General features: G+C 47.6%; 23 protein-coding genes, 1 pseudogene and 2 riboswitches. Of the genes and pseudogenes, 10 read left to right on the top strand and 14 right to left on the bottom strand.

The window, feature by feature from the left end; genetic code table 11:
• Together AC1DLM_RS25295 and AC1DLM_RS25290 are read right to left on the bottom strand one after the other, a co-directional pair.
• Window positions 1-1,335, bottom strand: a 1,335-nt coding sequence (locus AC1DLM_RS25295) for a carboxypeptidase-like regulatory domain-containing protein (protein WP_477571518.1), incomplete at its 3' end; no start/stop codon positions are given.
• Window positions 1,336-1,546: 211 nt separating this feature from the next.
• Window positions 1,547-3,745 (bottom strand): YhgE/Pip family protein, encoded by a 2,199-nt coding sequence (locus AC1DLM_RS25290; protein WP_477571517.1) that lies wholly within the window; start codon window positions 3,743-3,745, stop codon window positions 1,547-1,549.
• 202 nt (window positions 3,746-3,947) lie between these two features.
• On the opposite strand from AC1DLM_RS25290, the gene AC1DLM_RS25285 reads away from it, so the two are divergent.
• On the top strand, window positions 3,948-4,838 hold the full coding sequence (locus AC1DLM_RS25285) for a LysR family transcriptional regulator (RefSeq protein ID WP_477571516.1): 891 nt from the start codon (window positions 3,948-3,950) through the stop codon (window positions 4,836-4,838).
• Here AC1DLM_RS25285 and AC1DLM_RS25280 read toward each other — a convergent pair.
• From AC1DLM_RS25280 to AC1DLM_RS25270, 3 genes and pseudogenes are all read right to left on the bottom strand, one after another.
• Window positions 4,798-5,797: pseudogene (locus tag AC1DLM_RS25280) on the bottom strand (NAD(P)-dependent alcohol dehydrogenase). The gene AC1DLM_RS25285 and the pseudogene AC1DLM_RS25280 overlap by 41 nt on opposite strands.
• A gap of 36 nt (window positions 5,798-5,833) precedes the next feature.
• Window positions 5,834-6,055 (bottom strand): helix-turn-helix transcriptional regulator, encoded by a 222-nt coding sequence (locus AC1DLM_RS25275; RefSeq protein ID WP_171638134.1) that lies wholly within the window; start codon window positions 6,053-6,055, stop codon window positions 5,834-5,836.
• Between the two features lies 1 nt (window position 6,056).
• Entirely contained in the window at window positions 6,057-6,503 is a 447-nt protein-coding gene (locus tag AC1DLM_RS25270; protein ID WP_477571515.1) for a hypothetical protein, read from the bottom strand.
• A 175-nt stretch (window positions 6,504-6,678) separates the two neighbouring features.
• Between AC1DLM_RS25270 and AC1DLM_RS25265 the strand changes: the two genes are divergently transcribed.
• From AC1DLM_RS25265 to AC1DLM_RS25255, 3 genes are all read left to right on the top strand, one after another.
• A complete protein-coding gene (locus AC1DLM_RS25265; protein WP_477571514.1) occupies window positions 6,679-8,250 on the top strand; it encodes an ABC-F family ATP-binding cassette domain-containing protein in 1,572 nt (523 codons plus the stop codon).
• 16 nt (window positions 8,251-8,266) lie between these two features.
• Window positions 8,267-8,710, top strand: a complete 444-nt coding sequence (locus tag AC1DLM_RS25260; RefSeq protein WP_477571513.1) for an SRPBCC family protein — start codon at window positions 8,267-8,269, stop codon at window positions 8,708-8,710.
• Window positions 8,711-9,036: 326 nt separating this feature from the next.
• A complete protein-coding gene (locus tag AC1DLM_RS25255) occupies window positions 9,037-9,441 on the top strand; it encodes a VOC family protein (protein ID WP_441991958.1) in 405 nt (134 codons plus the stop codon).
• Between the two features lie 56 nt (window positions 9,442-9,497).
• Here AC1DLM_RS25255 and AC1DLM_RS25250 read toward each other — a convergent pair whose 3' ends face one another.
• The 3 genes from AC1DLM_RS25250 to AC1DLM_RS25240 all read right to left on the bottom strand — a co-directional run bounded on the left by AC1DLM_RS25250 (window position 9,498) and on the right by AC1DLM_RS25240 (window position 12,222).
• The gene (locus AC1DLM_RS25250) at window positions 9,498-10,154 is read right to left on the bottom strand and encodes a DUF2306 domain-containing protein (RefSeq protein WP_477571512.1); all 657 of its coding nucleotides are present in this window, start codon (window positions 10,152-10,154) and stop codon (window positions 9,498-9,500) included.
• 131 nt (window positions 10,155-10,285) lie between these two features.
• Complete coding sequence (locus AC1DLM_RS25245; protein ID WP_477571511.1) at window positions 10,286-11,044, bottom strand: exodeoxyribonuclease III; 759 nt, start codon at window positions 11,042-11,044, stop codon at window positions 10,286-10,288.
• 515 nt (window positions 11,045-11,559) lie between these two features.
• Window positions 11,560-12,222: a hypothetical protein gene (locus AC1DLM_RS25240; protein ID WP_477571510.1), complete on the bottom strand. Its 663-nt coding sequence runs from the start codon at window positions 12,220-12,222 to the stop codon at window positions 11,560-11,562.
• Between the two features lie 233 nt (window positions 12,223-12,455).
• Here AC1DLM_RS25240 and cysK point away from each other — a divergent pair, with 233 nt between their 5' ends.
• Window positions 12,456-13,394, top strand: coding sequence for a cysteine synthase A (cysK, locus tag AC1DLM_RS25235; RefSeq protein ID WP_441991962.1), 939 nt, complete (start codon window positions 12,456-12,458; stop codon window positions 13,392-13,394).
• Window positions 13,395-13,490: 96 nt separating this feature from the next.
• On the opposite strand, the gene AC1DLM_RS25230 is transcribed toward cysK, so the two are convergent.
• The gene (locus AC1DLM_RS25230; protein ID WP_477571509.1) at window positions 13,491-14,273 is read right to left on the bottom strand and encodes a lipase family protein; all 783 of its coding nucleotides are present in this window, start codon (window positions 14,271-14,273) and stop codon (window positions 13,491-13,493) included.
• Between the two features lie 176 nt (window positions 14,274-14,449).
• Between AC1DLM_RS25230 and AC1DLM_RS25225 the strand changes: the two genes are divergently transcribed.
• The 4 genes from AC1DLM_RS25225 (at window position 14,450) to AC1DLM_RS25210 (ending at window position 20,124) form a co-directional block, all read left to right on the top strand.
• A complete protein-coding gene (locus tag AC1DLM_RS25225; protein WP_477571508.1) occupies window positions 14,450-16,165 on the top strand; it encodes an ABC transporter ATP-binding protein in 1,716 nt (571 codons plus the stop codon).
• Between the two features lie 148 nt (window positions 16,166-16,313).
• Window positions 16,314-17,390 (top strand): ABC transporter permease subunit, encoded by a 1,077-nt coding sequence (locus AC1DLM_RS25220; protein ID WP_477571507.1) that lies wholly within the window; start codon window positions 16,314-16,316, stop codon window positions 17,388-17,390.
• Entirely contained in the window at window positions 17,387-18,343 is a 957-nt protein-coding gene (locus AC1DLM_RS25215; protein WP_477571506.1) for an ABC transporter permease subunit, read from the top strand. Before AC1DLM_RS25220 ends, AC1DLM_RS25215 begins: the two co-directional genes overlap by 4 nt.
• An 887-nt stretch (window positions 18,344-19,230) precedes the next feature.
• Window positions 19,231-20,124, top strand: a complete 894-nt coding sequence (locus AC1DLM_RS25210; protein ID WP_477571505.1) for a methyltransferase domain-containing protein — start codon at window positions 19,231-19,233, stop codon at window positions 20,122-20,124.
• A 106-nt stretch (window positions 20,125-20,230) separates the two neighbouring features.
• Here AC1DLM_RS25210 and sugE read toward each other — a convergent pair whose 3' ends face one another.
• The 5 genes from sugE to AC1DLM_RS25185 form a co-directional block, all read right to left on the bottom strand.
• Complete coding sequence (sugE, locus tag AC1DLM_RS25205) at window positions 20,231-20,551, bottom strand: quaternary ammonium compound efflux SMR transporter SugE (RefSeq protein WP_056622008.1); 321 nt, start codon at window positions 20,549-20,551, stop codon at window positions 20,231-20,233.
• A 94-nt stretch (window positions 20,552-20,645) separates the two neighbouring features.
• Window positions 20,646-20,748: riboswitch (guanidine-I (ykkC/yxkD leader) on the bottom strand.
• Between the two features lie 70 nt (window positions 20,749-20,818).
• Entirely contained in the window at window positions 20,819-21,430 is a 612-nt protein-coding gene (locus AC1DLM_RS25200; RefSeq protein ID WP_441991967.1) for an MSMEG_1061 family FMN-dependent PPOX-type flavoprotein, read from the bottom strand.
• A gap of 234 nt (window positions 21,431-21,664) precedes the next feature.
• Window positions 21,665-22,135 carry a C40 family peptidase gene (locus tag AC1DLM_RS25195; protein WP_441991968.1) on the bottom strand — a complete coding sequence of 157 codons (471 nt, stop codon included), beginning with the start codon at window positions 22,133-22,135 and terminating at the stop codon, window positions 21,665-21,667.
• Between the two features lie 3 nt (window positions 22,136-22,138).
• A riboswitch (cyclic di-AMP (ydaO/yuaA leader) is annotated at window positions 22,139-22,277 on the bottom strand.
• Window positions 22,278-22,445: 168 nt separating this feature from the next.
• Window positions 22,446-23,264 carry a hypothetical protein gene (locus tag AC1DLM_RS25190; protein WP_441991969.1) on the bottom strand — a complete coding sequence of 273 codons (819 nt, stop codon included), beginning with the start codon at window positions 23,262-23,264 and terminating at the stop codon, window positions 22,446-22,448.
• Window positions 23,265-23,445: 181 nt separating this feature from the next.
• Entirely contained in the window at window positions 23,446-25,446 is a 2,001-nt protein-coding gene (locus AC1DLM_RS25185; protein WP_477571504.1) for a M1 family metallopeptidase, read from the bottom strand.
• 188 nt (window positions 25,447-25,634) lie between these two features.
• Between AC1DLM_RS25185 and AC1DLM_RS25180 the strand changes: the two genes are divergently transcribed.
• A complete protein-coding gene (locus AC1DLM_RS25180; protein ID WP_056621992.1) occupies window positions 25,635-26,126 on the top strand; it encodes a YwhD family protein in 492 nt (163 codons plus the stop codon).
• Window positions 26,127-26,201 lie beyond the last annotated feature (75 nt).

Raw genomic sequence — 26,201 nt, 5'->3', positions numbered from 1 at the left:
AACCCCATCAAGCGAAACATTTGCGCCAACAACGAAATGGCCATCCTCATCAATAACCGTTCCTTTTACAATGCCTTTAACAGGAGTGAGACTTACTGGAACGGAACTAACTTCATTGTGTGAGACTGTTACCGTTCGGACATCACCGACGTAGTCAGGAGAAGAAAACTGCAGGGTATAGCTGCCGACCGGCAAATTGTTGATAGTAAAATCGCCATTTGCATCGGTTTCTAGCACAGTGTTGGTCTCTATGATTGTGATGTGTATCGCTGGCAAATTACCGCCATACACAGAAGTCACCTTGCCTGAAATACTGCCTTTGAGCACGACAGCAGGAGATAACCGGATTGTTCCTGTATCAAATACAATTTCTGAAACGGTAATGCCAGGGATATGTAGGGGTTGGAAACCTTCTTTCAATATATGTAATTCAGCTATTCCCACAGGTATGTTGGAGAGGGTGAATGACCCATTATTATCAGTCGGGATCGAATAGGTAGTGCCAGTGACACTAACCAAAGCTTCACTTAGCGGCTGATTATTGGAAGACGTCACTACACCACGAATACTACCTGTCAGTTGTGGACTAACTACTTTTGCAAGCTGAAGGGTAGGTATCGTCGTTAAGTTGTCCTTTGTTACGTTGAAGGCTTGCGTAATTGATGTGTAGGTGTCCTTCGTTACCGTGAGGCTTTGATTGCCAGTCGGCACTTCGCTCAAGAAGAAATAGCCGCTAGAATTTGTAAGCACAGTCTTAGGTGTGGTGAGATCATCGACTGAAACAAGTGCTGACGCCAATGCGTGTTGATCAGGTCCATACACATAACCAGAAACGGAACCGTAGGTGGGGATTTTTCTCAAAATCAAATTGCTCAAGTTGCGAGTGTCCCCACTCCATATATTAAATAGTTCTGAAGATGCCGTGGCATAACCTTCCTTTGTAACTTCAACTTTCGTCTGATAAGTAATAGGGACATCGTTGAATTGAAAATAACCCAATTCATTCGTCTGCATTTGCAAACTGGTTCCTTCAATTTTGATCTCAGCCTTTTTAACCGCGGCACCGGTCTCATCCGTGACGAAGCCTGTAATTGTCCCAAGACTTGCCTCCTGATTACTGGACTGGATTTGTCTTAAGAGATTTCGTATATCAGCTTGATCAAATATATTTTTCCCTGTAATCGTACGCATTGCTTGTGGATCTTGAATGGCTTTCACCACGTCCGCAATATCAACGCCATTAGCGTCTTGATCGAGTGTATAGCTGGCAAGTACCGATGTCGGCAAAGTGCTAGACAGTAAACAAATACTTAAAAAAATCTTTAACTTTTTCATATATTCATCTCTCCTACAAAAAGCTATTCCAGACCTATTGATAGTTCATTAGATACACAAATCGTATCATATGTCGGGAGTTTTTTGTTGGTTTTTGGCGATTTTTATTAGAAACTAATGGAAAGTTGCTTCTCAATAGATTATGAGTACCTATAACAACAAAAAGGGCTAAGAATCACCCAAATGGGGACTCTTAGCCCTTTAAATTTACTCACACCGTGACAGGCATCAACTGCTCATGTTCATCATCATTACTCTCCGTCTTTTTACGAGAAAGGAAGTAAACACTTGTTAAGATCAGGGAAGCTACCAGGTAGATACTCAAGTAGCCCACTTGGTGCCACATCTCCGCGTATTGACCACTGGAAATCACATACCGGAATCCTTGAATCGCATAGGTCATTGGCAGCCAAGGGTGAAGGGCTTGAGCCCAATTCGGCAGCAACTCTAGCGGGTAGGTCCCAGCACTTGAAGCTAACTGAAGGATCATCAGCAGCAGAACAACGAATCGACCTGGTTGATCCAACCATGTGACGAACATTTGGATAATCAGCATGAAGGTTAAGCCGACGACGAAGGTAAAGACATAGAACAACGGAACACTCTGGACCTTCAAATCTAGCACATAGGTGAGGACGGTCGTTGCAATCAATGCTTGGAAAGTACTCATTAGACTAAAAGTAAGCAGCTTGCTTACCAGTAATCGAAGCCCCCGTGCCCCTGGCGTGGATGTGCTTCTGGCTGCATAGATGGTCGTGAACACAAGCGAGCCTGCAAATAACGCCATGGATATGAAATAAGGAGCAATACCGTTCGCGTAGATCGCAACCTTGCGATCATCATTGGCTGTAATCTTTACGGGCTCCGCCAGCATTTTGATCGTATTGTCATCCGCTTTGACAGCTGCAGTTTGCTTCGCGGCATCATTCAATTTCGTGGCGAGTTGTCCGCTGCCATCCACCAACTTCGGTGCACCAGCGTCAAGCGCAGTCGCACCTTCATTCAGCTGCGCCGCGCCGCTGGCTGCCTTGTGAATACCCGCGGACATTTGCGTCATGCCGCTGGCCAGATCTCCAGCGCCGGTGCTGACTTGCGCCGCGCCGCTTTGCAGCTTGTTGCCGCCAGTGGCAAGCTGCGGCAAGTTCGCATTGAAGGTGTGCAAGCCATCAGCCAGCTGCTGCCCACCCGTTTGGAGCTGCGTTGCGCCAGCAACGAGTTGTTTGTTGCCGTCACGTAGCTTCTCAGCTCCAGCGACTAGCTTTTCCGTGCCTGAAGCGACAGCCTGCCCTCCTGTGAGGAGCTTTATCTCCGCGTCATGCAGCTTCTTGTTTCCATCTGCGACATCCTTGCTGGCTGCAAGCAGCTTGGTTACAGTCGCATTCGAGGCGAGATCGGGATGTGCTGCGACGAATGCCTCAAGACCTGAGGCAAGCTGTGCGGAGCCGTCTTCCAATTTATCACTAGCGCTTAGGGCTGACGTAAGGCCCTCTACTAATTGTGTACTTCCTTTTGAAGTTGAGGCAAGGCCAGAAGCCAATTGATCGGCTCCCGTTTGAGAGGCTTGTAATCCCGTAACCAAGGAAGATGCGCCTGCTGCTGATTTTTGAGCGCCTTGTTCCAGCTGAGCGCCTGCGGTTTGCAATTGGCTCACTCCGCCAGCAAGTGTAGCGGCGCCTTTACTAACTTCCAATGCGCCTGTGCTTAGTCCAGCTGCCCCTTTTTGCAACAAGCCAGCACTGTCATCTAACTGCTTGGTACCGTCCGCAAGAATAACCAAATTGGTTTTTACCTCATGAATCCCGTCACTTAAAGTCTTTGCGCCAGCCTGAAGATCGGAGGCTCCTTTTCCGGCTTCGCTGAGCCCATTTGAAATGGTTTCGAATTCCGAGAGAATACTCGTTGAATAGGCTTCTGTCAGCGTTTTGGACAACTTATTTCGTAATTCCTTCGTTGCGCTTTCTCCGATTTGACCTGCTACAAAGTTGTAATAGCTGTTGGATTCGAAAATGATCTCCGCCTGTTTCGGAGTCGTGCTCGTAATGGAGGCTGCATCTGTTGAAAATGTGGGGGGAACCGTAATCGTCGCATAATAATGATTATTTCTCATCCCCTGTGCAGCTTCTTCTGCACTCATAAACCCCCAAGAAAAACTGTTGTTTTTCTTCAGTTCATCCATGAATTCATTGCCTATATTTCGTGACTCGCCTTCAAACTCAGCGCCTTGATCCAAGTTCACAACGGCGATCGGGAGCTTCTCGAGTTGCCCGTAGGGGTCCCAAGTTCCTTTGATCAAGAATCCACTATACAGAATAGGAACTAAGGCGACAGCTACGAAAGTGATGATCATCATAGGGTTCCTAATAAAGCGGCGAAATTCAGCGGCAAATACGTTTAAAATGTTTTTTTTCAATTGCAATGCTCCTTTACTTGTGACAATCGTCGTTAATGATGTTCCCTTTTTCCAATCAATTATTCGAAAGATGTAAGATGTAAGTTTCATCTAGAGTAACTCGGCAAAGTGAATAGGATTACTGTATAATACCACTGACAGGTGATAAAATATATTTAAGTTTAATTTATTTATCTAAACAAAAAGTTAAGGATGAGCGACATTGAATATTATACAGCTCCAATATTTCGTTGATTCGGCAGAGTCGGGCTCGTTTACAGAAACGGCCAAAAAGCACGGGATTACCGTCCCCGCCGTCAGTCAATCCATCAGTCAACTAGAGAATGAGTTGGAAGCTACGCTGTTTACCCGTTCCAAAAAAGGGATTGCTCTTACACAGGATGGGTTTAAAGCTATGAAATATGCACGTACCATACTGACTAACGTCCGAAATATGAGAAATGAGCTCTCCAAGTCCAATCCAATCAACACAGGGAATATCGTAATCGCTACCATACCTGGCATGGTTTCGTTGGTAACGGACACCACGATTACCTTTATGGGGATCTATCCTCATATTAATGTTCAACTTTTGGAGGGCGATAATACAGCGGTTATGAATCAGGTGATGAAAGGGGAGGCAGATATGGGGTTCGTCTCCTTGTCGCGCGAGAGTCAAGACGACTCCTTCACGTGGGAGCCTGTGATTCGCGGGGAAGCGGTCATTGTGGTGAATAAGCAATCCCCTTTGCGTTTTTTAACAGCGATAACAAGCTCTGAATTACATAATGAAGTATTGGTTATTTATAAAGATGCTTATATTGAGAGGATTGCAGCGGAATTAATTGCGGGAGACTCTGGCAACCGAATTGCATTGACGACCAATAACACCCAAGCCATCATGCAGATGGTTAGCCGCGGTAATGCCATCACCATCGCGACGGATTACATCGTGACTACGATGCCAGAGAAATTCAAGAGTGAGGTCGTTTCGATACCGATTGGAAAATATAAAAAATACCCGAACTATCTCTGGCGGATTACGAAGAAGGATGTTGAAGTGTCTGCGATCATTAAGGAGTATACGCAGCATTTGTATGCGAATTTGGAGTGAGGGTAATAACCACATTCCCCTTCTTACGCCCAGTTTCCACATACCTATGAGCCTCACCCATCTGTTCCAACGGATAACGTCTGTCAATCACGGCTTTCATCTGACCCGCATCAAAAAGCTCCGCAAGAAAAGCGAGATTCTCTTTCTTCTGCTGTAAGCCTGAAGCTGTAAACTTGGCTTTTTTGCTCCCGATCTTGGATGTCCATAGCATCTGAAACATAATGCCCAGCGATGGAACGGTAGTGAGATAGACCCCATTTGCAGATAGCGAGCCTCTACATTGTGAGAATGACCGCTTACCTACCGCATCGAAAATAACATCGTAAGTTTGACCACTTTTGGCAAAATCCTTTTGGTTATAGTCTATAACCTGATCTGCCCCCAGCGATTTCACCAATGCGGCATTCGTGGAACTGCATACACCTGTCACCTCAGCACCGAAGTACTTCGCCAGTTGTACCGCGTAAGCCCCCACGGATCCGGAGGCGCCGTTGATCAAGATCTTGTGTCCCCGTTGAAGTCGTGCCGTATCTCGGAGAAATATCAATGCCGTTAAGCCTCCGTCACAGAGACCCGCAGCCTCTTCATAGCTCGCATGAACTGGAAGTTTAGCCAATGTGCCAGCTTCAGGCAGACATACGTACTCCGCATAGGCGCCGAAAGTAGTCGGACTAATACCACAAACACGGTCTCCACTCCGGAAGGACGTTACAATTTTACCCACAGCATCAATTTCACCTGCGAATTCCACACCTAGTATTCGTATGTTTGGGCCTGCGCAGACCATACATCAGTCGGATGATGAAAGGGTCAGCCTTGCGAAAAGCACAATCCGAAGGGGTGACAATGGCCGCGTGCAGTTTAATGCGTACTTCATTGTCTTTGGGGGTCGGCTTTGCTACCTCTGTGAGCTGAAGAACCTCAGGTGTTCCGTACTTCGTACATACAATCGCTCTCATTCGAATCCCTCCTGGATGGATTGTCGACGGTCATTCTCATACCTGCTTATTCTCAACAAAGAAAACATCTTCCAACGGTAACTTGAAGACACCTGCAATACGAAAAGCTAATTCCAAAGAAGGGGAGTATTTGCCCTGTTCGAGGGCGACGATGGTTTGTCTGGTTACCCCGACTTTATCTGCCAACTGCTGTTGGGTCATTTCATCCTGATTAAATCGTAATTTCCGTATGTGATTGCTGATCAGACTTTTGCCCATCTTAAACTCCTTTCCGATAATGGTAGAGCTGCGTGAATACACCGGCCATTTCTGAGAAAAATCCTGAGAAAATAAGAATGATGAACATCGTGGCAGGCGTCATATCCAACACCAGCGATCCCATGGCTAGAAGAAAACCAATGGTAAAGACATAATGCGAATTTCTTGTCGCTTTCAAATCAATGAGTTTGTCGAGTTCATCGGAGAAAGAAGGTTCAATTTCCTTCGTTGTTATGCGATAGATGATATTGAAGACAATAGCGATGATGATTTTGGCTACAACAGACACGGGAATTAGGATGAGAATGGCAGCTGCCCAAAAGCGGAGAGTTTCCATCGTATCCATATTCGTATTGGGAACCTTTTGAAAGACATACCAACAATAAAAACCAAAAATCAGTACCGTGCTTATAAATGAGACGATATKCTTTTTCTCCTGATAGGACATTCCTTTCATGCCTCCTGTATGTTTATTTTTACCTTTGGTAAAGTATTATATACATAATGTAACTTATACTATACATGAAGTCAACTGTACAATACACCATTTAATTAAAAATGTCGTGACCCCAAACATGATATAATCAGCCTAGAATGAATGATGCAGGTCAAAGGGGATAGCTATGAGTGTAATTCGTTTGGAGAACGTTACGAAGAAATATGAAGACGCGATGATTTTTCGCGATATTTATTTTAAGGTGAGTCAGGGTGAGCGAATTGGCTTAATTGGTCGGAACGGTGCGGGGAAATCGACGGTTTTTAGACTGATCATGGGGAAAGAAGAGCCCACGTCAGGCAAAGTAGAAGTTGATCCTCAGGTTAAAATAGGGTACTTCTCACAATTCTCAGAAATGACAGGAAGCTTGTCCGTTCAGCAAGAGTTGGAAATGTGTTTTGAGCAGGTTGCGATGATTGAACGCGAGTTGCAGGAAGTTGGTGAAGGGCTCGGTACCGTCACGGATGACGGCGAGATGGATAAGCTGCTGACGAGGCAAGCTGAGCTATTTGAGCAAATGGAACATTTGGACGGGTGGAATGTGTCCGTTGAGATCAACACCGTTCTAACTAAGCTCGGGTTTAATGAACGGTCTCGTCACCAACCTGTCGATGAATTGTCCGGGGGCTGGAGAAACCGCGCGGCGCTTGCCAAAATGCTCATAGAGCAACCTGATGTTGTCCTGCTGGACGAGCCGACCAACTACTTGGATATCGAAGGGATCGCTTGGTTGGAGCAGTGGCTCTATCGGTTCAAAGGCGCGATGATTCTGATTTCCCATGACCGGGAGTTTATCGACAAAGTGGTCACGCAAGTGATCGAGATCGAGAACTATCGCTTTCAGGAATATGAGGGAAATTACACCGACTATATCCGCAAAAAGAAGATGCGCAAAAAGGAGCTCGACCGCCAATTTGAGTGGGAAGAAGAGCTGCTCCTCATGGAGTCGGAGGCTATCGACAGCCGCGCCAGCAAGAAAATGTCCAAGGACCGTCTCTCGCGTCAGCTAGCAGATAACAAGAAACGGATCGAACCACACCCTGTTAACGTGTTGATCACGGATATTTACGAGCGGCTGCGGTTTCCGGACAAGCTGTGCGAGGTGAAAGGGATCGGGCAGACCTACGAGGATCGGACCATTTTCCAAGGCGTCAGCTTCGATATTCAAAAGGAAGACCGCCTAGTCATCGTTGGCCCGAATGGAAGCGGGAAATCCACGCTTATTAAGGTGCTCACAGGACAAGAGAAGCCGGAGTCCGGCGAGGTGATCTGGGAGAAAGGCGTCAGCTACGCGTATTTTAACCGGATGTGGGAGGAACTTAATCCGAAGGATACCGTTAGCCATGCTGTGAATACGTACGGCCTTGGACTGGATGCGCCGCGCAAAAAGGTGAATAAATTCCTCGCCATGCTGCAATTTTCAGAGATGGACCTCAGCAAGTTTATTGGCAACCTATCTGGTGGTCAGAAGGCACGGGTCGCGCTAGCGAAGTGCCTTCTCTCTGGCGCCGCGGTCATCATCTTGGATGAGCCGACGAACCATCTCGATCTCATGAGTATTCAAGTCATGGAGCAGGCTCTGATTCATTTCCCTGGTGCAGTCATTACGGTCAGCCATGATCGGTTCTTTATTGATAAAATCGGCACGAAAATGCTGACGTTTGACCCGGCGACGGGGGTCACTGAGCAGAATTTATAAGTGAGGAGAGGGTCGTGTGGGAGAGTTTACTGTTGTACAAAGTATTTGGATTCAGGTATCACTTGAACGTGCATGGCAAGCGGTGACGGAAGGGGATCAGCTTACGATGTGGTACTCACCGGGCTCTCCATGGGACGTACTGGAGCTTTCGCCAGGTGCTGCGGTTTACTTCCACCATTCACCGAACGAGTACCATGAGGGGACGGAGGTTGTCACCTTGCAAGCAACCATCGAGGCGGTGGAGTCTCTAGAACGCTTCGCGTTGCGATGGGAGTTTAGTGTGCCAGATTCTGAGATGATCACGACATTTCTCACTGCGGAGGAAGGTGACGGCACACGTGTGACGATCACGGAGACGGGTTATGAGAGCGAAGAGCAGGCGAAGCCGACCGAAGAGGGCTATGCCATGTCTTTGGAGAATTTGAAGGCTTACTTGGAGGGGCATGAGTTGCCTTATTAGAAAGAAGCGTGAGCCTCATCATCTTGAGCTTGGAGCCACTAACTGGATAACATACAGTTAATTTCGCCCGAATAAGCGCTTTTGTTCAATTAACTGGAAAAAGCGCAGTTAATTTCAAGGCTAGCCTTCGAAAACGAAGAATTCGAAAAATTAACTGTACGTTTTCCATCTATTGCGGATAATTAGCAGTTTGACGTCAAAATAGATGGAGCTTTTCCAGTTAATGAACTGGCGCGCCGCAGGATCTGCACGAAATAAGAACACTTGATCCCATTCAGATGTGCATGTTACAATTTTAGGAAACTAAAGAATGGTGGGATCGCCAAATGAAAATCCAATTAGAAGGCATCACAATGCTATCGCAGGATGTGGCACGACTAGCTCGTTTTTATCGGGATGTGCTTGGATTTCGTATCGTTGTGGAAGAAGCGCAGTATGTCGAATTTGACAATAGCGGTGTCCGTTTAGCCATTTGCTCGACTCCCCTTATGGCGGATAATACGAATGATCATCCATCGTTCCTAGAGGAGCGCAAAGGGCAAGTCTTCGAGTTCAATTTTCAATGTGACTCACCGGAAGAAGTGAGCGCTCTTTATAAGGAGTATGTCTCCAAAGGGGCTACGGCGATAATGGAGCCAATAGTAAAGTCCTGGGGGCACGTAACAGCCTTCTTTGCTGATCCAGATGGGAATATCCATTCACTTTTCGCGGTTAACCCTGAATCAACTTAAACAAGCTAAGACCCCCCTCTGCAATTAAAGGGGGGTCTTGTATAGCTAATTCTAGCTTACACGTTCAAAGGACGCGCCACTCTATGAAGCCCAGCGCGAATGATCATCTCCGCTAAGAGCAAATTCGGCAACCAGCAGATCCAAGCAATGACGCCGAACGTATCGTTCGTATCCGTGAGACCCCAGAACACAGCTGCAAGTGGCGTCATAACACGGAGCGAGATCGCTGCGCAGGACAAGGCGTAATTTCGCAGCATCCATTGACCGTGCGCGCGCGGATTGCGATCGGCTATAATGCTCTTTAGGCTTTGGTAAAGTGTGTACAACCACATGAGAGATAGAGCTCCAAAGCCAAGCTGAGCGCTCAAACCACCGCTAGTATAATAAGCCATGTAAAGACCAGTCACACCTGCTACCGTAATCATCGTTGCATATACATAGCCAATCGCGCGATGGACATTCGGTGTTCGGAGGCGAATCCTCTTGATGAATTGCAGCCAACCAATGCCAAGCGCAATGCCGCCAGAAACCGCATGGAACCAAAGCACGGTATACCATAGATCAGGCATGGTACCTTTCGCGGTAACGAAGCCTTGATCCTTAATATCATCTGGGTTGCCATACAGCAACAGGGCATAAGCCGCGATCCCCACGGCTAGGAAAGCTAGAATACCAAACACCCAATTTCGTCGTCTTCTTCGGTTTCTCTTCATTTTGCATCCCTCACAGCTCTCATCGAATTCTTGTTGATTCGATTTTACCATTCAGGGAGTTATTTCCAGAAGCGACCATGGTCGGAGCGAGTGCTCCTCCTTAAGTCGGGGATTGCGAACAGCCACGTGTTCTAGGCTAAATCCAACTCCAAAACCACCGGACAATGATCGCTCCCTAGAATGTCACAGGCAATGGATGCCTCCGTGATCATAGGTGCTAATCGCGCTGATGCGAGGAAATAGTCAATCCGCCAGCCCACATTCCGGGCACGAACGCCAGGCATATTGGACCACCAAGAATACACATCGGTTCTCTCGGGGTATAGGTGCCGGAACGTATCGAGAAAGCCTGCTGCTAACAAATCCGTCATTTTACCGCGCTCTTCGAGAGTGAAGCCGGAGTTGTTGTTGTTGCCTTTGGCATTTTTCAAATCGATCTCCTGATGGGCGACATTCAAATCTCCGCAAACCAGCACAGGTTTAACCGCGTCCAAACCGACTAAATAATCACGGAACCGATCCTCCCACTCTAACCGATAGGGCAATCTGGATAGATCACGCTTCGCATTGGGCGTATACACAGTCACGAGGTAGAAATTCTCGAACTCTAAGGTCAAGATGCGACCTTCAGGCTCGGAATCTTCTTCGATACCGTATCGGACAGAAAGTGGCTCCACTTTCGAGAAAACAGCCGTACCGGAATACCCTTTTTTCTCCGCATAGTTCCAATATTGCCTATAGCCCTCTCCTAGATCGAGGTCGATTTGCCCCTCCTGCAGCTTTGTTTCCTGCAAGCAGAAGATATCCGCATCCACCTCTTTAAAATAATCCGTAAACCCTTTATTCACGCAGGCTCTCAAGCCATTCACATTCCAAGATACCAGTTTCATTGTCGGTTCTCCTTGCACTCTATTTATGATAGTTATCATCTAAAAATCAGTGTACCATATGTTCGCGCTAGGGTCGTCCTAATATGCGGATCTTCCCAACTTACAGGTTAGGCCACACTCTAGAATGCCTCTCGAAACTGCCTCTACCAGCCTGCCAAACTAGAATACCTTACCCAACTGGCTCCCCCCAGCAGCCCCATCGATCTCCCCACTGGATAAATACAGTACAATACTGTTTTTACCCCTAAGAAATCAATTTTGATTGGACAAATCCACTCTAATAACTGAAATGAGCCCCAAATAACACAATTTCAGAGCTGTTTACTGTATAAATCCATTGAAACAGCCATTTGATCTCTCAATTTTAGAAGTACATTGGATAAATCCAATGGGGAAGGCAGGGCAAAGAGCATAGGTATTGGCTATGCAGGGGATAGGAGAGAAGAAAGAGGCGGGCTTAGGTGAGGGAAAAGAACAGAAAAAGAACAGAAAAGGTAATTAATTGCACACACTACTCACAAATGCTCCATCGAAACCTGATTTAGCTCATAATATCGAACATCCTCCCCGCGGACAACGGGTGTTAAATAGCCCTTGTCGACCAAATTTCGAAGCCGTTTGCGTGCGGTTCGGAAATCGACATCGAACTGTTCGATGACATCCTTCGGCCTCACCCGGCTGCCTAATTGCCAGGCCAGTCTAAGCATTTCTTTTTCCATAATGGCAGAGAAGTTCGTCGCTCCATGGCGAATCATACGTGGGCCGATTACCATCTGCAGCAGCATCCGACAAACATCGGGACGATGCTGAATATCGTCGAATGAGAAATGGATCATCTTCCAGCCCATTCCCGTCAAGAAAGTTTCACGATTTAACGAGTAGCTAAACTTCTCCCGATCCATGTCCTTCACATGACTTTGATAACCATCACATTCAATCCCGAAACGACCGAAAGGAGTTAAATAGGCAAAATCGATAAACTGAGATTTTCGATTCCAATCGTAGATCTCATACTCAGGGTGCAAATGGTCAAAATGCTGAAACAACGGATACCAGACTTGCTGAAGAAAAAGTTTCTCCGCATAGTTATGTCCCCGCAGGAGACGTCCTTTTCTTTCACCGCTACGAAGTGCAGTATGCTTCTTCATAAAAGTTTGATGAGCTAGTTCAAATTCCATTCCTTCCGACCTCCGATTTCTGGCTAAAATAAAAAAACGCCCTCTCGCCACATTGGCAAAAGGACGTTCCTCGTCTCTGAATTGTAGTATAGCAAAATCCCCCAATATAAGAAAATACCATACCTCTTCATCAGGATTATTGATTTAATTTCCCTCAAAACAGGTGTTATACTTTAAGGATATCCCACTAAACGTATCGGTTTAATATTACACCTGCGAAAGCGAGGGTCCTTATGACCAAAATATATAATAATTTAACAGAACTCATCGGAAATACGCCGTTGCTGGAGCTCTGGAATTTCAATAAAAGGCAAGGGATTGAAGCACGCATTGTCGCGAAGCTGGAGTATTTCAATCCGGCGGGCAGCGTGAAGGATCGCATCGGCTATGCCATGCTGAAGGACGCAGAACGCAAGGGGAAAATCAATCAGGACACCGTCATTATCGAGCCGACGAGTGGGAATACAGGCATAGGTCTGGCTTTTGCAGCAGCAGCTTTGGGCTATCGGTTGATCATTATCTTGCCGGATTCGTTCAGTGAAGAGCGTCGCAAAATTGTAAGAGCTCTAGGCGCAGAGCTTGTGCTCACGCCAGCTGCGGAAGGCATGCAAGGTGCCATTCGCAAGGCCAAGGAGCTAGCTGCTGAGTTGCCCAATTCCTATATTCCGCAGCAGTTCAGCAATCCAGCCAATCCTGAGGTTCATCGTACGACCACCGCAGAAGAAATTTGGCGAGATACGGGCGGGAAGGTTGATATTTTTGTGGCAGGTGTTGGTTCGGGAGGTACCATTACAGGTGTAGGAGAGATTCTGAAGCAGCGACATTCCGATGTTCAAATTGTGGCCGTTGAACCTGCGGATTCTCCCGTGCTGTCCGGCGGCACACGTGGTGTGCACCAGATCCAAGGGATCGGCGCAGGTTTTGTGCCGGATAACTTCAACAGGGCCATTGTGGACGAAATCCTCACCGTTAGCAATGAAGAGGCGATGGAAACGGCGCGCCAATTGGCCAAAAGCGAAGGGCTTCTCGTCGGCATTTCGTCAGGGGCTGCAGCCTTTGCAGCCGTTCAACTGGCGAAACGACCTGAGAATAAAGGGAAGACAATCGTCGTCATTCTGCCAGACACCGGCGAGCGATATTTGTCATCGGCTCTTTTTGCAGAGCTCGAATAAGGAGAGCAAGATAGTCCAATAGGCCGTGAAAGGTAGCGAAATTCAGCGAATTACGTTTGAAAAAAAGAGACTATGGGGACCTTCCCATAGTCTCTTTCAGTTCGGGCAGAAGCCCAGCGTCTTGGCGCAGAGGAGCTTCGCATATTTCGGATCGAGCTTAGCCAGCTCCGTGAAGTAGCTGCTAACGGCATGATTACCAGCGAGTGATCCGGTTGGAAAGTCGAGCTCAACGGCTTTTTTTACATGAATATAGTGATAGAGGTCACCCGTACGAGGCGATTTGTAAACGAGAGGCGGCAGTGAAGGAACCATATCGTTACGATTATATACGCGATAGTGGGGGCCTGTTTTGCGGTTAAACTGACCTGCGAATGTCGTATTACCGACCCTGGGCGAACCGAACGTATAGACGGAGGGATCTTTGAACTTGGTGTTCGTTGCCAAGTCTGAAGCGCATAACGTGGCGAGAGAGCCACCGAGGCTGTGCCCTGTGAGGTAGAGCTGTTTGTGAGGGGATAGTTTGCTCATAGCTGTTACAATTTGTTTGCGAGCGGATTCGTAAATATCCAGGAATCCCTGGTGCACGAGACCGCCTTCTTTGGCATAGGGGAACYCAGTCTGTCTGGCAATGGCATCCGAGATCCAGTCCGAAGTCGTCGACGTGCCCCGAAATACAATCACAATTTGACTATCGGACTCTGTAATAAAGCCGAATAACTCACGTCCACCAAAGGCGGAATTCGCCGTGAATGAAGTTACGATTCGATAGGCAGCGGGTAAGATAACGCCTTCCGTACCTTGTTCTAGTTGGGTATAGCTTTGGCCGCACATCGCTGCGAGGCGAAGAGCAGTTCGCGTATCCATAGAGTTGTTGAACATGATGACATGCCTCCACAGCCAGGATAAGATATACCTATTCATATGAAAATATTGGATACATGTCCTCCGACAACTGCCTATTTGTGGAGGATTTCAGGTATAATAGGCAGTGTTGCAACCGTTACAAGCGCGAAGTCATGTTGGTTGTCAACGATACGAAAGGTGGGATTAGACACATGTTGAGAAGGTTTTTTTCATACTATCGACCCTATAAGCACTTATTTATATTGGATTTTACTTGTGCGGTGGTGGCTGGGTTGCTGGAACTAGGTTTCCCGCTGGCCGTCAATCAGGTTATCGATAAATTGCTTCCTGCAGGAAATTGGGCTTGGATTATTTGGGCATGTGTGGGGTTGTTGGCCGTCTATCTGCTGAATACACTGCTCAACTTTGTCGTGACGTATTGGGGTCACATGCTGGGGATTAACATTGAAACGGATATGCGGAAAAAGCTGTTCACTCATCTGCAGAAGCTGAGCTTCCGATTCTATGACAACAATAAAACAGGGCAACTCATGTCGCGTATGTCGAATGATTTGCTGGAAATTGGCGAGGTCGCGCATCATGGTCCGGAKGATCTGTTCATTGCTGTTATGACGCTCATTGGTGCACTTCTGCTGATGCTGCAAATTAATGTGAAGTTAGCACTCCTAACGTTCGTCATTGTGCCGTTCCTCCTATGGATTGCCGTGTATTTTAATCAGAAAATGACCAAAACCTTCCGTCGCATGATGGGCGATCTCGCGGATATTAATGCTAGAGTTGAAGATAACATCGGCGGTATTCGTGTCGTACAAGCGTTCGCGAACGAAGCTCATGAGAAGAAATTGTTCGAGGTAAACAATGGCCGATTCCGATTGACGAAGTTGGCTTCTTATAAAATCATGGCGTGGAACATTTCCTTGAGTTACATTTTAATGCGTTCTGTGACGGTATTCGTGCTTATCTGCGGTACTTGGTTTGTAATCGACAAACAAATTTCCTATGGTGAGTTCATTGCCTTTGTTCTATTAACGAATGTATTCTTAGGTCCGATTCAGAAAATTAATAACGTCATCGAGAGCTATCCGAAGGGGATCGCTGGCTTCAAGCGCTATGTAGAGGTCATCGACACCGAGCCGGAGGTTGCCAATCATCCGAATGCTCGGAAGGTGGATCATCTCGATGGCCAAATCAAATTCAACAACGTGTCCTTCGGGTATGGGGACGAAGCTCGTGTTTTGAATAACATCTCCCTGTCCATTCGTGCAGGGGAGACCGTTGCATTCGTCGGTCCTTCAGGCGCAGGCAAAACGACGATCTGCTCCCTGCTGCCTCGTTTCTACGATGTCAGCGAGGGAAGCATCGCCATTGACGGTCTCGATATTCGCCATATCGAGCTGGAATCGCTGCGCCGCCAAATCGGCATCGTGCAGCAGGATGTGTTCCTGTTCTCCGGCACGATGCGGGAGAACATTGCGTACGGCAAGCTAGGCGCGACGGATGAGGAGATCTGGGACGCTGCGCGGCGCGCGCAGTTGCAAAGCTATATCCAGTCCCAGCCGAAGGGACTGGATACGGTCATCGGAGAGCGCGGCGTCAAGCTCTCCGGCGGGCAGAAGCAGCGCCTCGCGATCGCGCGCATGTTCTTGAAGAATCCGCCGATTCTCATCTTAGATGAGGCGACATCGGCGCTGGATACCGAGACCGAAGCGGCGATCCAGCAGTCTTTGGCGGAACTGTCGAAGGGCCGCACGACGCTCGTCATTGCGCATCGACTCGCGACGATCAAGAACGCGGACCGCATCGTCGTTGTGACGGAAGAGGGCATCACCGAGCAAGGCGCGCATGAGGAACTCATCGCTGTCGGCGGTGTGTACAGCCGCCTGCATCAGGCGCAGTTCAGCTCTTAGAAGCTTTCACCTCCCAGTTTGTTAGKGGAGGCGGAGGCTTTTTCTTTTTTCAATAGAATAGACTAGTCCTGCTCAAAACCTTCGTGATAAACTATGACCATACAATGACTAATTTACCTAAGGTAAATTATAAAAGAGGTGGCACGGAGTGAAGTCAATAGGACGATGGCTATTGCTAGGTGCAATCACGTTGATCGGTATTTTTTTGCTGAGTAATATTAGGCAGATGTTCTTGGCTGTCCAGCCCGATCAGATTGAAGTGACGGTCAATTCCAGCGTTAGCATGCAGAAGGTAAGTGAAATGCTGCCCGGCAGTAAGATTTTGAATGAGAAAAGTGGTCTGCTTGAAGTCCCTTACGGCAAGTTCTGGGAGTACCAAGGCACGGCTATGACGATTAAAGGTGTGCTGAGATCCTCAGTCGTACTACTAGATAAGCCTATTATTTCATGGCGCTATTATGGCTACACCGTGAAAGATCAGCTGAAAAGCTTCTTGCATGGTGATTTTGGGAAATACCGTGATCCCTATACACGCAAGGAAGTGCCGATGACAACAGCGATTCCGAAGATGCTGCTCAAAACCTGCACCTATTTCATACCTGGCTTGCTGCTCGCCATCCTACTCAGTATGCTAGTTGCTCTATGGGCTTCCATATCAAGGCGAATTGGCGTCGTGCTGGATGGTATTCATGCGCTGCTTGTTGGATTACCAGACTTTTTCCTGATCGTGCTGATCCAATTGGCGGCGATTTACGCGACTAAGCTCCTCGGTCACTATGTACTGCTGATCGTTCAAGTGGGAGACCGAACGCCATTCCTCATTCCGTTTCTGACGATTGCGTTGATTCCGTCGGTGACGATCTATGGGACACTGCGTGTCGCCATTGCACGTGAGCTAGGGCAGGATTATGTTGTTACTGCACTGGCCAAAGGACTGACCCGGCGCGAGGTGCTCTTCTCGCATGTGCTGCGAAATGTGATGGAGGATGTGTTGGCTATTTTGCCAAGAGCTACGACATTAGCCCTTGCTAGTATGGCAGTTGCGGAGGCGATTTGTGGCATTGGAGGTTTAGGTGGCTTCATCATTCTGCCGATCTACCAGGGGATTACTTCCATGTCGGCAATCTGTGTGGTGCTTGGTGTGGTTGCCATGGCTTTTCATATCCTGTATGCACTGCTGCGGAAGCGGTTCGTGGTCCGTGCGGAGGAGGTGGCTAGACCATGAGGAAACGTCCTTCTACCGCCTTTTATATATCCATCGCCATCTTGGCGCTATTTCTGATCGTGATGGTGTTCGGGTCTTGGTTGAAGCCGCATGGGATTTCGCCAGAAGACAAAATCAACATGATCCAATACCAAGAAGACGGGAGAACGAGGTACGCTATCCCGCCGTACGCCCCCAATAGCACCTTCCTGCTTGGAACCGATCACCGTGGGTTCGACATGCTCAGCTTATTATTGAATGGGTTAAAATACACACTAGGTACAGCGCTCGGTCTGACTTTGCTTCGGTTTGCGGTGGCGTTGCCATGGGGATTATGGAGTGGAATGACGAGCAGAGGAAGAGGCCTTCTCCGTTCCTTACAATGGGCAGTTGCCGCAGTGCCGGCATTTATTTTCCTTTATCCGCCGCTAGCGGGGATGTATTACGGGCTAAGACTCGACCTCGGGGCCAAAGCGGATCCGCACAACAAGCTGTTGTTCAGCATCACCTTTATTATCTTAATTACACTGATTGGCATCTTCCMGTTGGCACATCAGATCGCAAATCGGACACGTTATTATAGTGGCAAAATGTTCATTGAAGCGTCCCGCCTCATGGGCGGTTCGTTCTGGCATCGGACGCTTCGGCACATTTTTCCATCTATGCGTAATGAAATGATGTTCATCTTCTTAAGCGAGTTTATGCAGGTGCTATTCCTGCTGGGGCAGCTAGCCGTATTCAACATCGTGCTTGGTGGTACCGAGACGATCGGCGACGAGGAAGCCGGCTTCCAGATCACGATCAGCACCTCTGGGGAATGGCTGTCACTGATCGCTTACGGCGCACGCTATATTCGGCTGCACCCGTGGATCATACTCAGTGCAGGGACAAGCTTTGCGTTGTTATTCCTTTCATTGCAATTTTTCTTGAATCAGCTCAAGCGCCGCTATGGCGAGGAACGTCAGCTGATGTAACAGAGTCGAGCTTCATCCTAGGATGGGGCTCGGCTTTTTTGTCGGTTTTGTAGGAGCTCCCCATCCCCATCCGCCCCCGCACACTAGAGATATTTAAAATAAATGGATTTCATGTAGCTAATTCTGCTGTATTTCCCACCTTGAGGCGATTAACTGTAAAAGTACAACTAAATTCACACATTTACGCCGAACGCGGGGAATATGGAGGAATTAGATGGAGTTTTTCCATCTAGATTAGAAAAATGGCCATAATCGAGAAAATTAACTGTAGGTAATCCATCTAAAGTTGTGTAATCGTGCCAATGCGATCGTTAGTGGAAGTTGAGGACAGGCCGAGGATACCCAAAGGAAAGGCGATGCTACTTTAAAACACATTTCAAGCCATGCCGTTCGCTTCCACCMCCACCCCCGCCTCCGCACTCGCCTCGCGCTAGGACACGCCCCCGTCGCGTATCGGCACCTGCCCCGTACCCTCATCACAACCCGCACCTAGAGAAATTTAAAGTAAATGGATTTCATGCAGCTAATTCTGCTGTATTTCCCGCTTTGAGCCGATTAACTGTAAAAAATACAGCTAAATTCACACATTTACGCCGAACGCGGGGAATATGGAGGAATTAGATGGAGTTTTTCCATCTAGATTAAAAAGTGGCCATAAACGAGAAAATTAGCTGTAGGAAATCCATCTAAAGTTGTATAGTCGTGCCAACGTGATCCTGAGAGGAAGCTGAGGAGAGGCTGAGGACAGGCCGAGGATACCCAAAGGAATGGCGATGCTACTTAAAACACATAAGCAAAAGTGTTCGCAATTCCATGCATACAACATAATTAATGTTAATATGGTACATATTATATGTTACAATGTAATAAAAAGGAGGCGGCTAACCATGGAGGACAAGCAAGACAAAACGAAACGACTCTCGGTTTATTTGCCTGAGAAAGTGAAATCCGAGTTAGAACAAATGGCGGATGCCACGGGCCTATCGATGACACAGCTGATCGTCATGGCGACGCAGGGGCTGCTTGCGAATTATGCTGCACAGGGTGGCGCGATTTTTGCGGATCTGCTGTCAGCGAGACATCGTATCCTGCACGAAGTGAAGGAGAAGCAGACGCTTCTGGACCAGGAGAAGCTGAGCATGCAAGCTTACTACGGCGCACGGGCAGAGGAGTATGAACGGATTTATCACCGCGAGGATGCGGAGTATCAACAAGAATTGGCCCTTCTGTCGGAGATCCTGAAGAAGCAGGTGGAGGGACGCTGTGTGCTGGAAATTGCCTGTGGCACAGGTTATTGGTCACACATTGCCGCAGAAACGGCGACACAGCTAGTAGGTGTAGACATTCGCCCAGAGGTACTGCGCATCGCGGAATCGAAGTCATGGCCGAAGGGGAATGCGTCTTTCAAGGAAGGAGATGCGTATGAGCTCTCCGGGATAAGTGGGGAGTTCGATTACGGGCTGGCCAACTTCTGGTTCTCGCATATTCCGCGGAATCGGATCGACAGCTTTTTACAAGGCTTCCATGAACGATTGGGCAGCGGAGCGCAGGTGTTCATTGCAGATAATATGTATGTGCCTGGCAGAGGCGGCGAGCTTATCACGCATGAGGAGAGCGAAGACACCTACAAAAGACGCGAGCTAGCCGACGGCTCCAAGCATGAAATACTTAAGAATTATTTTACTTACGAAGAGTTAAATGACATTTTTCGACCCTTGTCACAGCATTTGCGCATCTTTGTAGGGGGCAGCTTCTGGTATGTGAGCTATACAATCAAGTAGCCCAACACCGGGTTCATTTTTCACTAAAATAAGGTGGCCATAACCATGAGTATAATTTTGCCAACGTTGTCACGCAGATGAGTGGCGTGTAAGCGACCAATACTCCCTAGTGCCCTGACGTAAATTTCAGTCCGAGCACGCCGACCAGAATCAAGACCATAAACAAGATACGAACTAAGCTGATCGGTTCATCGAGAAAAAGAGTGCCAATGATAATCGCGCCTACAGCACCGATGCCAGTCCAGGCCGCATAGGCCGTTCCGATCGGAAGAGTTTTCGTTGCTGCAGCTAAGAAATAGAAACTAACGATCATGCCTAGAATCGTAACAATCGACGGGACTAGTCGCGTAAACCCATTGGAAAATTTCAATGAAATGGCCCATACGACCTCAAATACACCTGCAATAGCTAGAAATAACCATGCCATAATGAACACTCCTTCATGTGCGAATTTATGATTTACGATGTCAGTGCCACAAAATAAACAGAGAAAAGCCCGGGAATATCGCACTGTTGCGATAGACTCCCGGGCTTTTCTCCCTCCGTGACCACAGCATATTTGCTGTGTGTTTTCCCTTGGACCAGCCGGCAGTGAAACGCCGCGGAACCCTAGAAAACGACATGCCGTTATTATAGTCTGGCTAACATGTCATGTCAAGTTATCCATTTTGGCTGCGACCTAGTTAGCTTATCCTTATTCCTCTAGCGCTATGTTGTTCAATGCCAGATGCGCGCGGAACATATCCATGCCGTCTGGCTGCTCCTGTTCGGGTACCCACGTAGCGGTATCCCATATCTTCGAAAGTTTAAGTGCACGACTGCAGTGTACGAAACATTCCTGCACCTCGACGCCAACAGCGACGATCGGCGATTTCCCATTAAGCTGCATAGTCGCAAGGAGCTCTTCATCTCTCGTCAGCCAAGCGCGACCATTGACGCGGAGCACCATGTCGACGCCTGGAATGATGAATAAGAGACCCACCTGCGGGTTGTTTACTATATTTTGCATAGAATCTATTCGACGGTTTCCGAGTCTTTCTGGATAAATCAAGCGGTGATTATCGAGAACGCGAACGAAACCTGGGCCATCGCCACGGGGGGACACATCACACAATCCATCCGCACCTGATGTAGATAAGAAGAATAAAGGTGATTTGGCGATGAACGCTTGAGCATGTTCGTCAATTTGATTGATGACTTTATTTTGTACCGCAGGATGAGGCTCTCCAATATGATCTCTAATTTCATCAATGGATCGAACGATGCCGGGAAATGGGGGTGAAATATTGTCTTGTGTGTTGTCCATGCGTTCTTTTCCTTCCTGAGGCCAGAGGCCTTTGTTCAAAATACCAGCATGTATATGCGGAACATAAAAATTCGGCTGTTTTCTCCGTAAACACTTTGAGAAGTCCTCGAAGGACGTTGTAGACGTTTATTTTGATATTGTAGTATACGCCGATAACCTCGTTCAAATGAATGAAGCCCTGCAAGCTGCTCTTTCGAGCAAAGCTTAGCAGGGCTTCATTCTGTAGCGAGAACATTACTTGGATTCAGCAGTTAGTTGATTGTAGATATCATCCCACAGAACACGTCTGGCGGATACATATCGCTTCGCATAATAGGATTCGCTCAACTTATTCTTCACAACACCTTGATTGGTAGCGGAGTGAACGAATTCACCGTCTCCGAGGTACATACCTACATGAGAGATACCGCTGCCATCCGTGTTGAAAAATACAAGATCGCCCTTACGAAGATCTTTTTTGTCAACCCAGTAGCCTTCGCTGTTTTGCGATTTGGAGCTGTGTGGAAGGTCGATGCCGAACTCATCGAATAAGTAGGATGTGAAACCAGAGCAATCAAAGCCTTTGGTTGTCGTTCCTGCCCATTTGTAGGGAGTTCCTACGAGATCTTCGACTGCGTTGTCCATGGAGGACGATGCGAAAACGCTTCCTACACTTACACTCAAAAACAAAACAAGACTAAAAACAAGAGCAACTACTTTCTTCAACTGCTTGTCTCCTTCCGGTGCCTACGAGGTTAGCTGGAGGGTTCGGTTGAAGGTTCCCTATGATCCCTGTCTTGCAAGATCAATTCACCCGGAGTGGTTCCCCCGTTTCCCCATAAACTGAGGAATTCGGCATGAAAAATTTGGTTTTCTGATGCTAGTCCTTTTAATTCGTCATAAACAATGAAATTCCTCTTTTTTTGTTTAAAAAAAGGCGGAAAAATAGGCAAATAGTTCGGGAAATAGACAAAAAAAAGCCCCTTTCTCAAAGAGAAGGGGAGAGCGCGTAAGCTATTCACTGTTTTGCTGGATATTAGTTAGGTATTTTGGCTGAAAGCAGCTGATATTGGGAAGAAATGCCCCAAATTTGGAAAAAAATGTGGAAGAGGGGATACAATTGATAAATGATGAGGGCTACCAGTCCTGCCCATAGGTAAGTAGCCGTGACTGTGACCCCTGCCAAAAGTCCTGTGAACAGTAATAGGATGATGGCAAGTCCAATAATCGGCAGCGAATATCGAAAGAAAGAGATGATTGTCGATGTAATCCCCAGTTTGGCCGCGATGGCGAATTGCACATACATGAACAGCAACTGCAGGACAAAGCCATAGACCATTAAACTGAGCAGCCAAGGTAGAAGCTTGAGAACGATCTGCTCATAAGAGCCGCTATGTCCCAGCATATAGGCGGCTTTGGGAATAAGCCAGATGAGTGGGAATAGTGTAAGCGCGATGCGGATCAAATACACGAGCAGGAAGGGGAGCATGAGCTGCTTCATCCCGCGAAAGAAGCGATAGCCGGCATTCTGGTGAGGGTGAGTGAGCGAATAGTAGACACCGCTATTTAAGAGAGGCGTCAGCAGCATGCGCGCACATAAGAGTGCAGCAAGCCACCATAGATAGGAATAGCTGAGATCTGTTTTAATTAACTGAAACTGGCCCTCTGCTAGGAAAATCTGCAAGGCCTGCTTGGGTTGCTCAGCGCCAGGGAACCGATGCATGAGGGGGACAAGAACACCTTGTACGAGCTTATACAGGAGAATACCCCAACCCATCTGATATAGGAATAAAAAGATCGTGGCAAAGGGCTGCGCCATAGCTGCCCTGAAGCCTGCTTTGATATAGGTGGCCAACGAGGGTCCCTCCTTAACGTTTTCTTTAAAATATAAGAAAGTATAGTTGCAGTTTATACAATGCTTATATTTCTCCATAAACACTGTGATACGTCCTTGAGGGACGGTGTAGTCGTTTATTCTGGGAAACTAGCATCGTAAGCATACGCTCAGAGTTTGTCATGAGACGTAAGCCAAGTCCTTACCAGGCGACTGAGCCAAAAATGGCTTGCAGGAATTGAATAATGCCAAGATTCCACCGAATTTGAAGCTTCGTATTTAATTGCGTTTGATAAAAGTTGTTGATGTGCTTATTTTCGAGTATGAGCGTGTACTTGGGATCGATGCGCACCCAGTCGACAGGCGAGGTATGCGTTAATTTGAAATCGATGCTGCCTTCCTTGCCATCCCATGTTTTATCTAACAATGTGCCATCTGCGAAGTGGAACTGAATCGGCACTTCAGGTGAGTTGCCGCCAAACTTAACGATGCGGACTGTGCTTTCATAAGTCTCGGATCCCTTGTTGCCTTGAGGCTTTACATGGACACTTTCGACGGAGTAATCCATCATCAGATTGCCATAGACATATTGATTAAAGAAATCGTTCCAATCTGTTTTGCTGATCTCCTCCACGACCTGTTGGAAATCCTTCGTAGACGGATGTTTGAACTGCCACTTTTGGAAATAGGATTTCATGATACGATCCATCGTCTTGGTGCCGACTTGCTGCTCAATGGCTTTGAGTACGAGCTTGCCACGCGTGTACACATTTTCAGCATATTGATCATGCCCTGTGTAAGCCCATGCATTCTTCTGCAGTCCATTTGGTGAGGTGATATAACTGGATTCAACAGGTAAATTAGGTGCTTCGCCGTATTCGACTTCCATCACTTTATCTTCTGCATAAGAGGTGAAGCCTTCATCAAGCCATGCTTCCTCGAATTCATTGCTGGCTACAAGCCCATAGAAGAATTGGTGGCCGATCTCATGGACGACGACGCGTTCCAGTTCCAAGTCTGGATCTTTGTCGCTAGCTCCCCATGCGGTGACTAAGGTTGGATATTCCATGCCGCCAGCACCATTCCCGCCAGGAGGGGGGACGACGATGGAAAGGGTAGAGTACGGATACGTTCCGTACCACTGACTGTAACGGGAGAGTGCTTTTTTGGCCGCATACATGTAACGATCTTTTAAATCCTGATGATTAGGATCAAGATACAGTTTGATTTTGACTCCGGGAACCTGTGGGGCTGAGAAAGGCTCTTCCACATAGATGAAATGAGGAGAGGCTGACCAAGCGAAGTCATGCACATCCTCAGCATAGAATTGGTATGTCTTCGTGCCCTTGTCCGTCACAGCAGGTTTAACAGGAAATCCAGTCGCAGCCACAATATAATTTGCGGGCACCTGAATTTTCACATCGTACATGCCGAAATCCGCATAGAACTCGGAATTTCCGTGGTATTGATGGAGATCCCAGCCAGGTTCAGCCCGTCCCCTAGTTCCCTTGCGCTCATAAGCGGCAACCTTCGGGAACCATTGTCCAGCCATAACGAAGTCATCGACATACCCCATTCTGGCAAAAGCTGCAGGCAGCTTAACAAGGAATTCGGTATTGATGGTTACACGTTCACCAGGTCCAACAGGCTTGGATAACGGTATTTTGAGCAGCGTGTGGTCATCCTTATTGCCGTCATCCGGCTGAACGAATGACATCCGCTTGGTCAGATCATCACCTGTATCTGATTTCACGGAGAGCAGTTCCATACTGCCGCTACTCTCGTCTTTCGCTTCATCTTCACGCAGTTTCCCGCCAGACTCGCGCATGAATGTCGTTTTCTTCGAAGCGAACGCATTCGGATAGAGGTGAAAATACATTTCTTGTACAGGAACTGAGCCTGGATTTTCCCACGTGAGTGTTTGTTGGCCTTGGAGCTGCCTCGTTTCTGGTGTGTAGGCAACATTCATGTGATATTCGGCAATACGATAACTAAGTGGTGTTGAGGTTTCTAACGGTTTGCCATTATCTGCAGGCTGCATGTCCGGTGTCTGAACATGGGGAACATCTTTAGAGACGACAGGAACAGTCCCTCTTGGTGTGGAGGGGAGCAAGGTGTTCGTTATTAACACTGCGCCGGCTGCAAGGAGCATGACAGCAAACCATTGTACCTTGCGGCTATTGAATAGAGCATTCATATCCATGAGATTCACCCCGCCTAAACAAGCATCTACAGCATGTATATGTAGACAACCTAGGGAATATTTCTGCGAGGTGAAAGAAATATGATAAATGTCCATGGGAGCCCGCCGCCACTTGTTCTACTGGGAGACTTTCGCTACAATGAAAGCATGTCGTCATTTTAGCCTAATGTAGAGTGGAAGGTGCCCTTATGGAAGCGGATAAGAAGAAGCTGGCCTTAAATATAGTAAGCTCGAAAGTGAATCACAAAGGCTTCGGTGCAGGAGCCATTGATCTGAGTAACGTCTCCGGCATCATTATTGATGGGGATGAAGCGTATTTGGATGAAGGTACTCTTCATGCGAAGAGTAAGATCGAGAAAGGCATTAAGTTCTCCACGAACAAGGAGGATGTCCCTAATGGTCGTAAAGCGTGGATCGTGTGGGTAGCGGTTGATCGTACAGAAGAGGGCGCCTACTATGCGGGGATGTCCGCTTGCGAAATGCTAGTCGACACCGAAGCACGCCGCGGATGGAAGATTCTTGCGGAGCACGTGAACAAAATGGACGGCGCGATGAAACGTAAATTCATCCTGGAGGGCTTGTCTGACAGTGAGCGAACAGCCCTTCGAAACTGCCTGATTGCGCACAACGAAGACTGGTGGAACCGCTCGGATCAAAGCCTCAAGGACGCTCTCTCCTAAGCATAAAGCGGCGAATATGGAGAATATGAACATTATGTGTCATCCATTGTTCCGCAATGTCGAAGCGGGTATACT

This window comes from Paenibacillus sp. 01T442 (assembly GCF_056398345.1).
The sequence above is the reverse complement of the archived record's forward strand: the minus strand, read 5'-3'. Positions and strand labels throughout refer to the sequence as shown.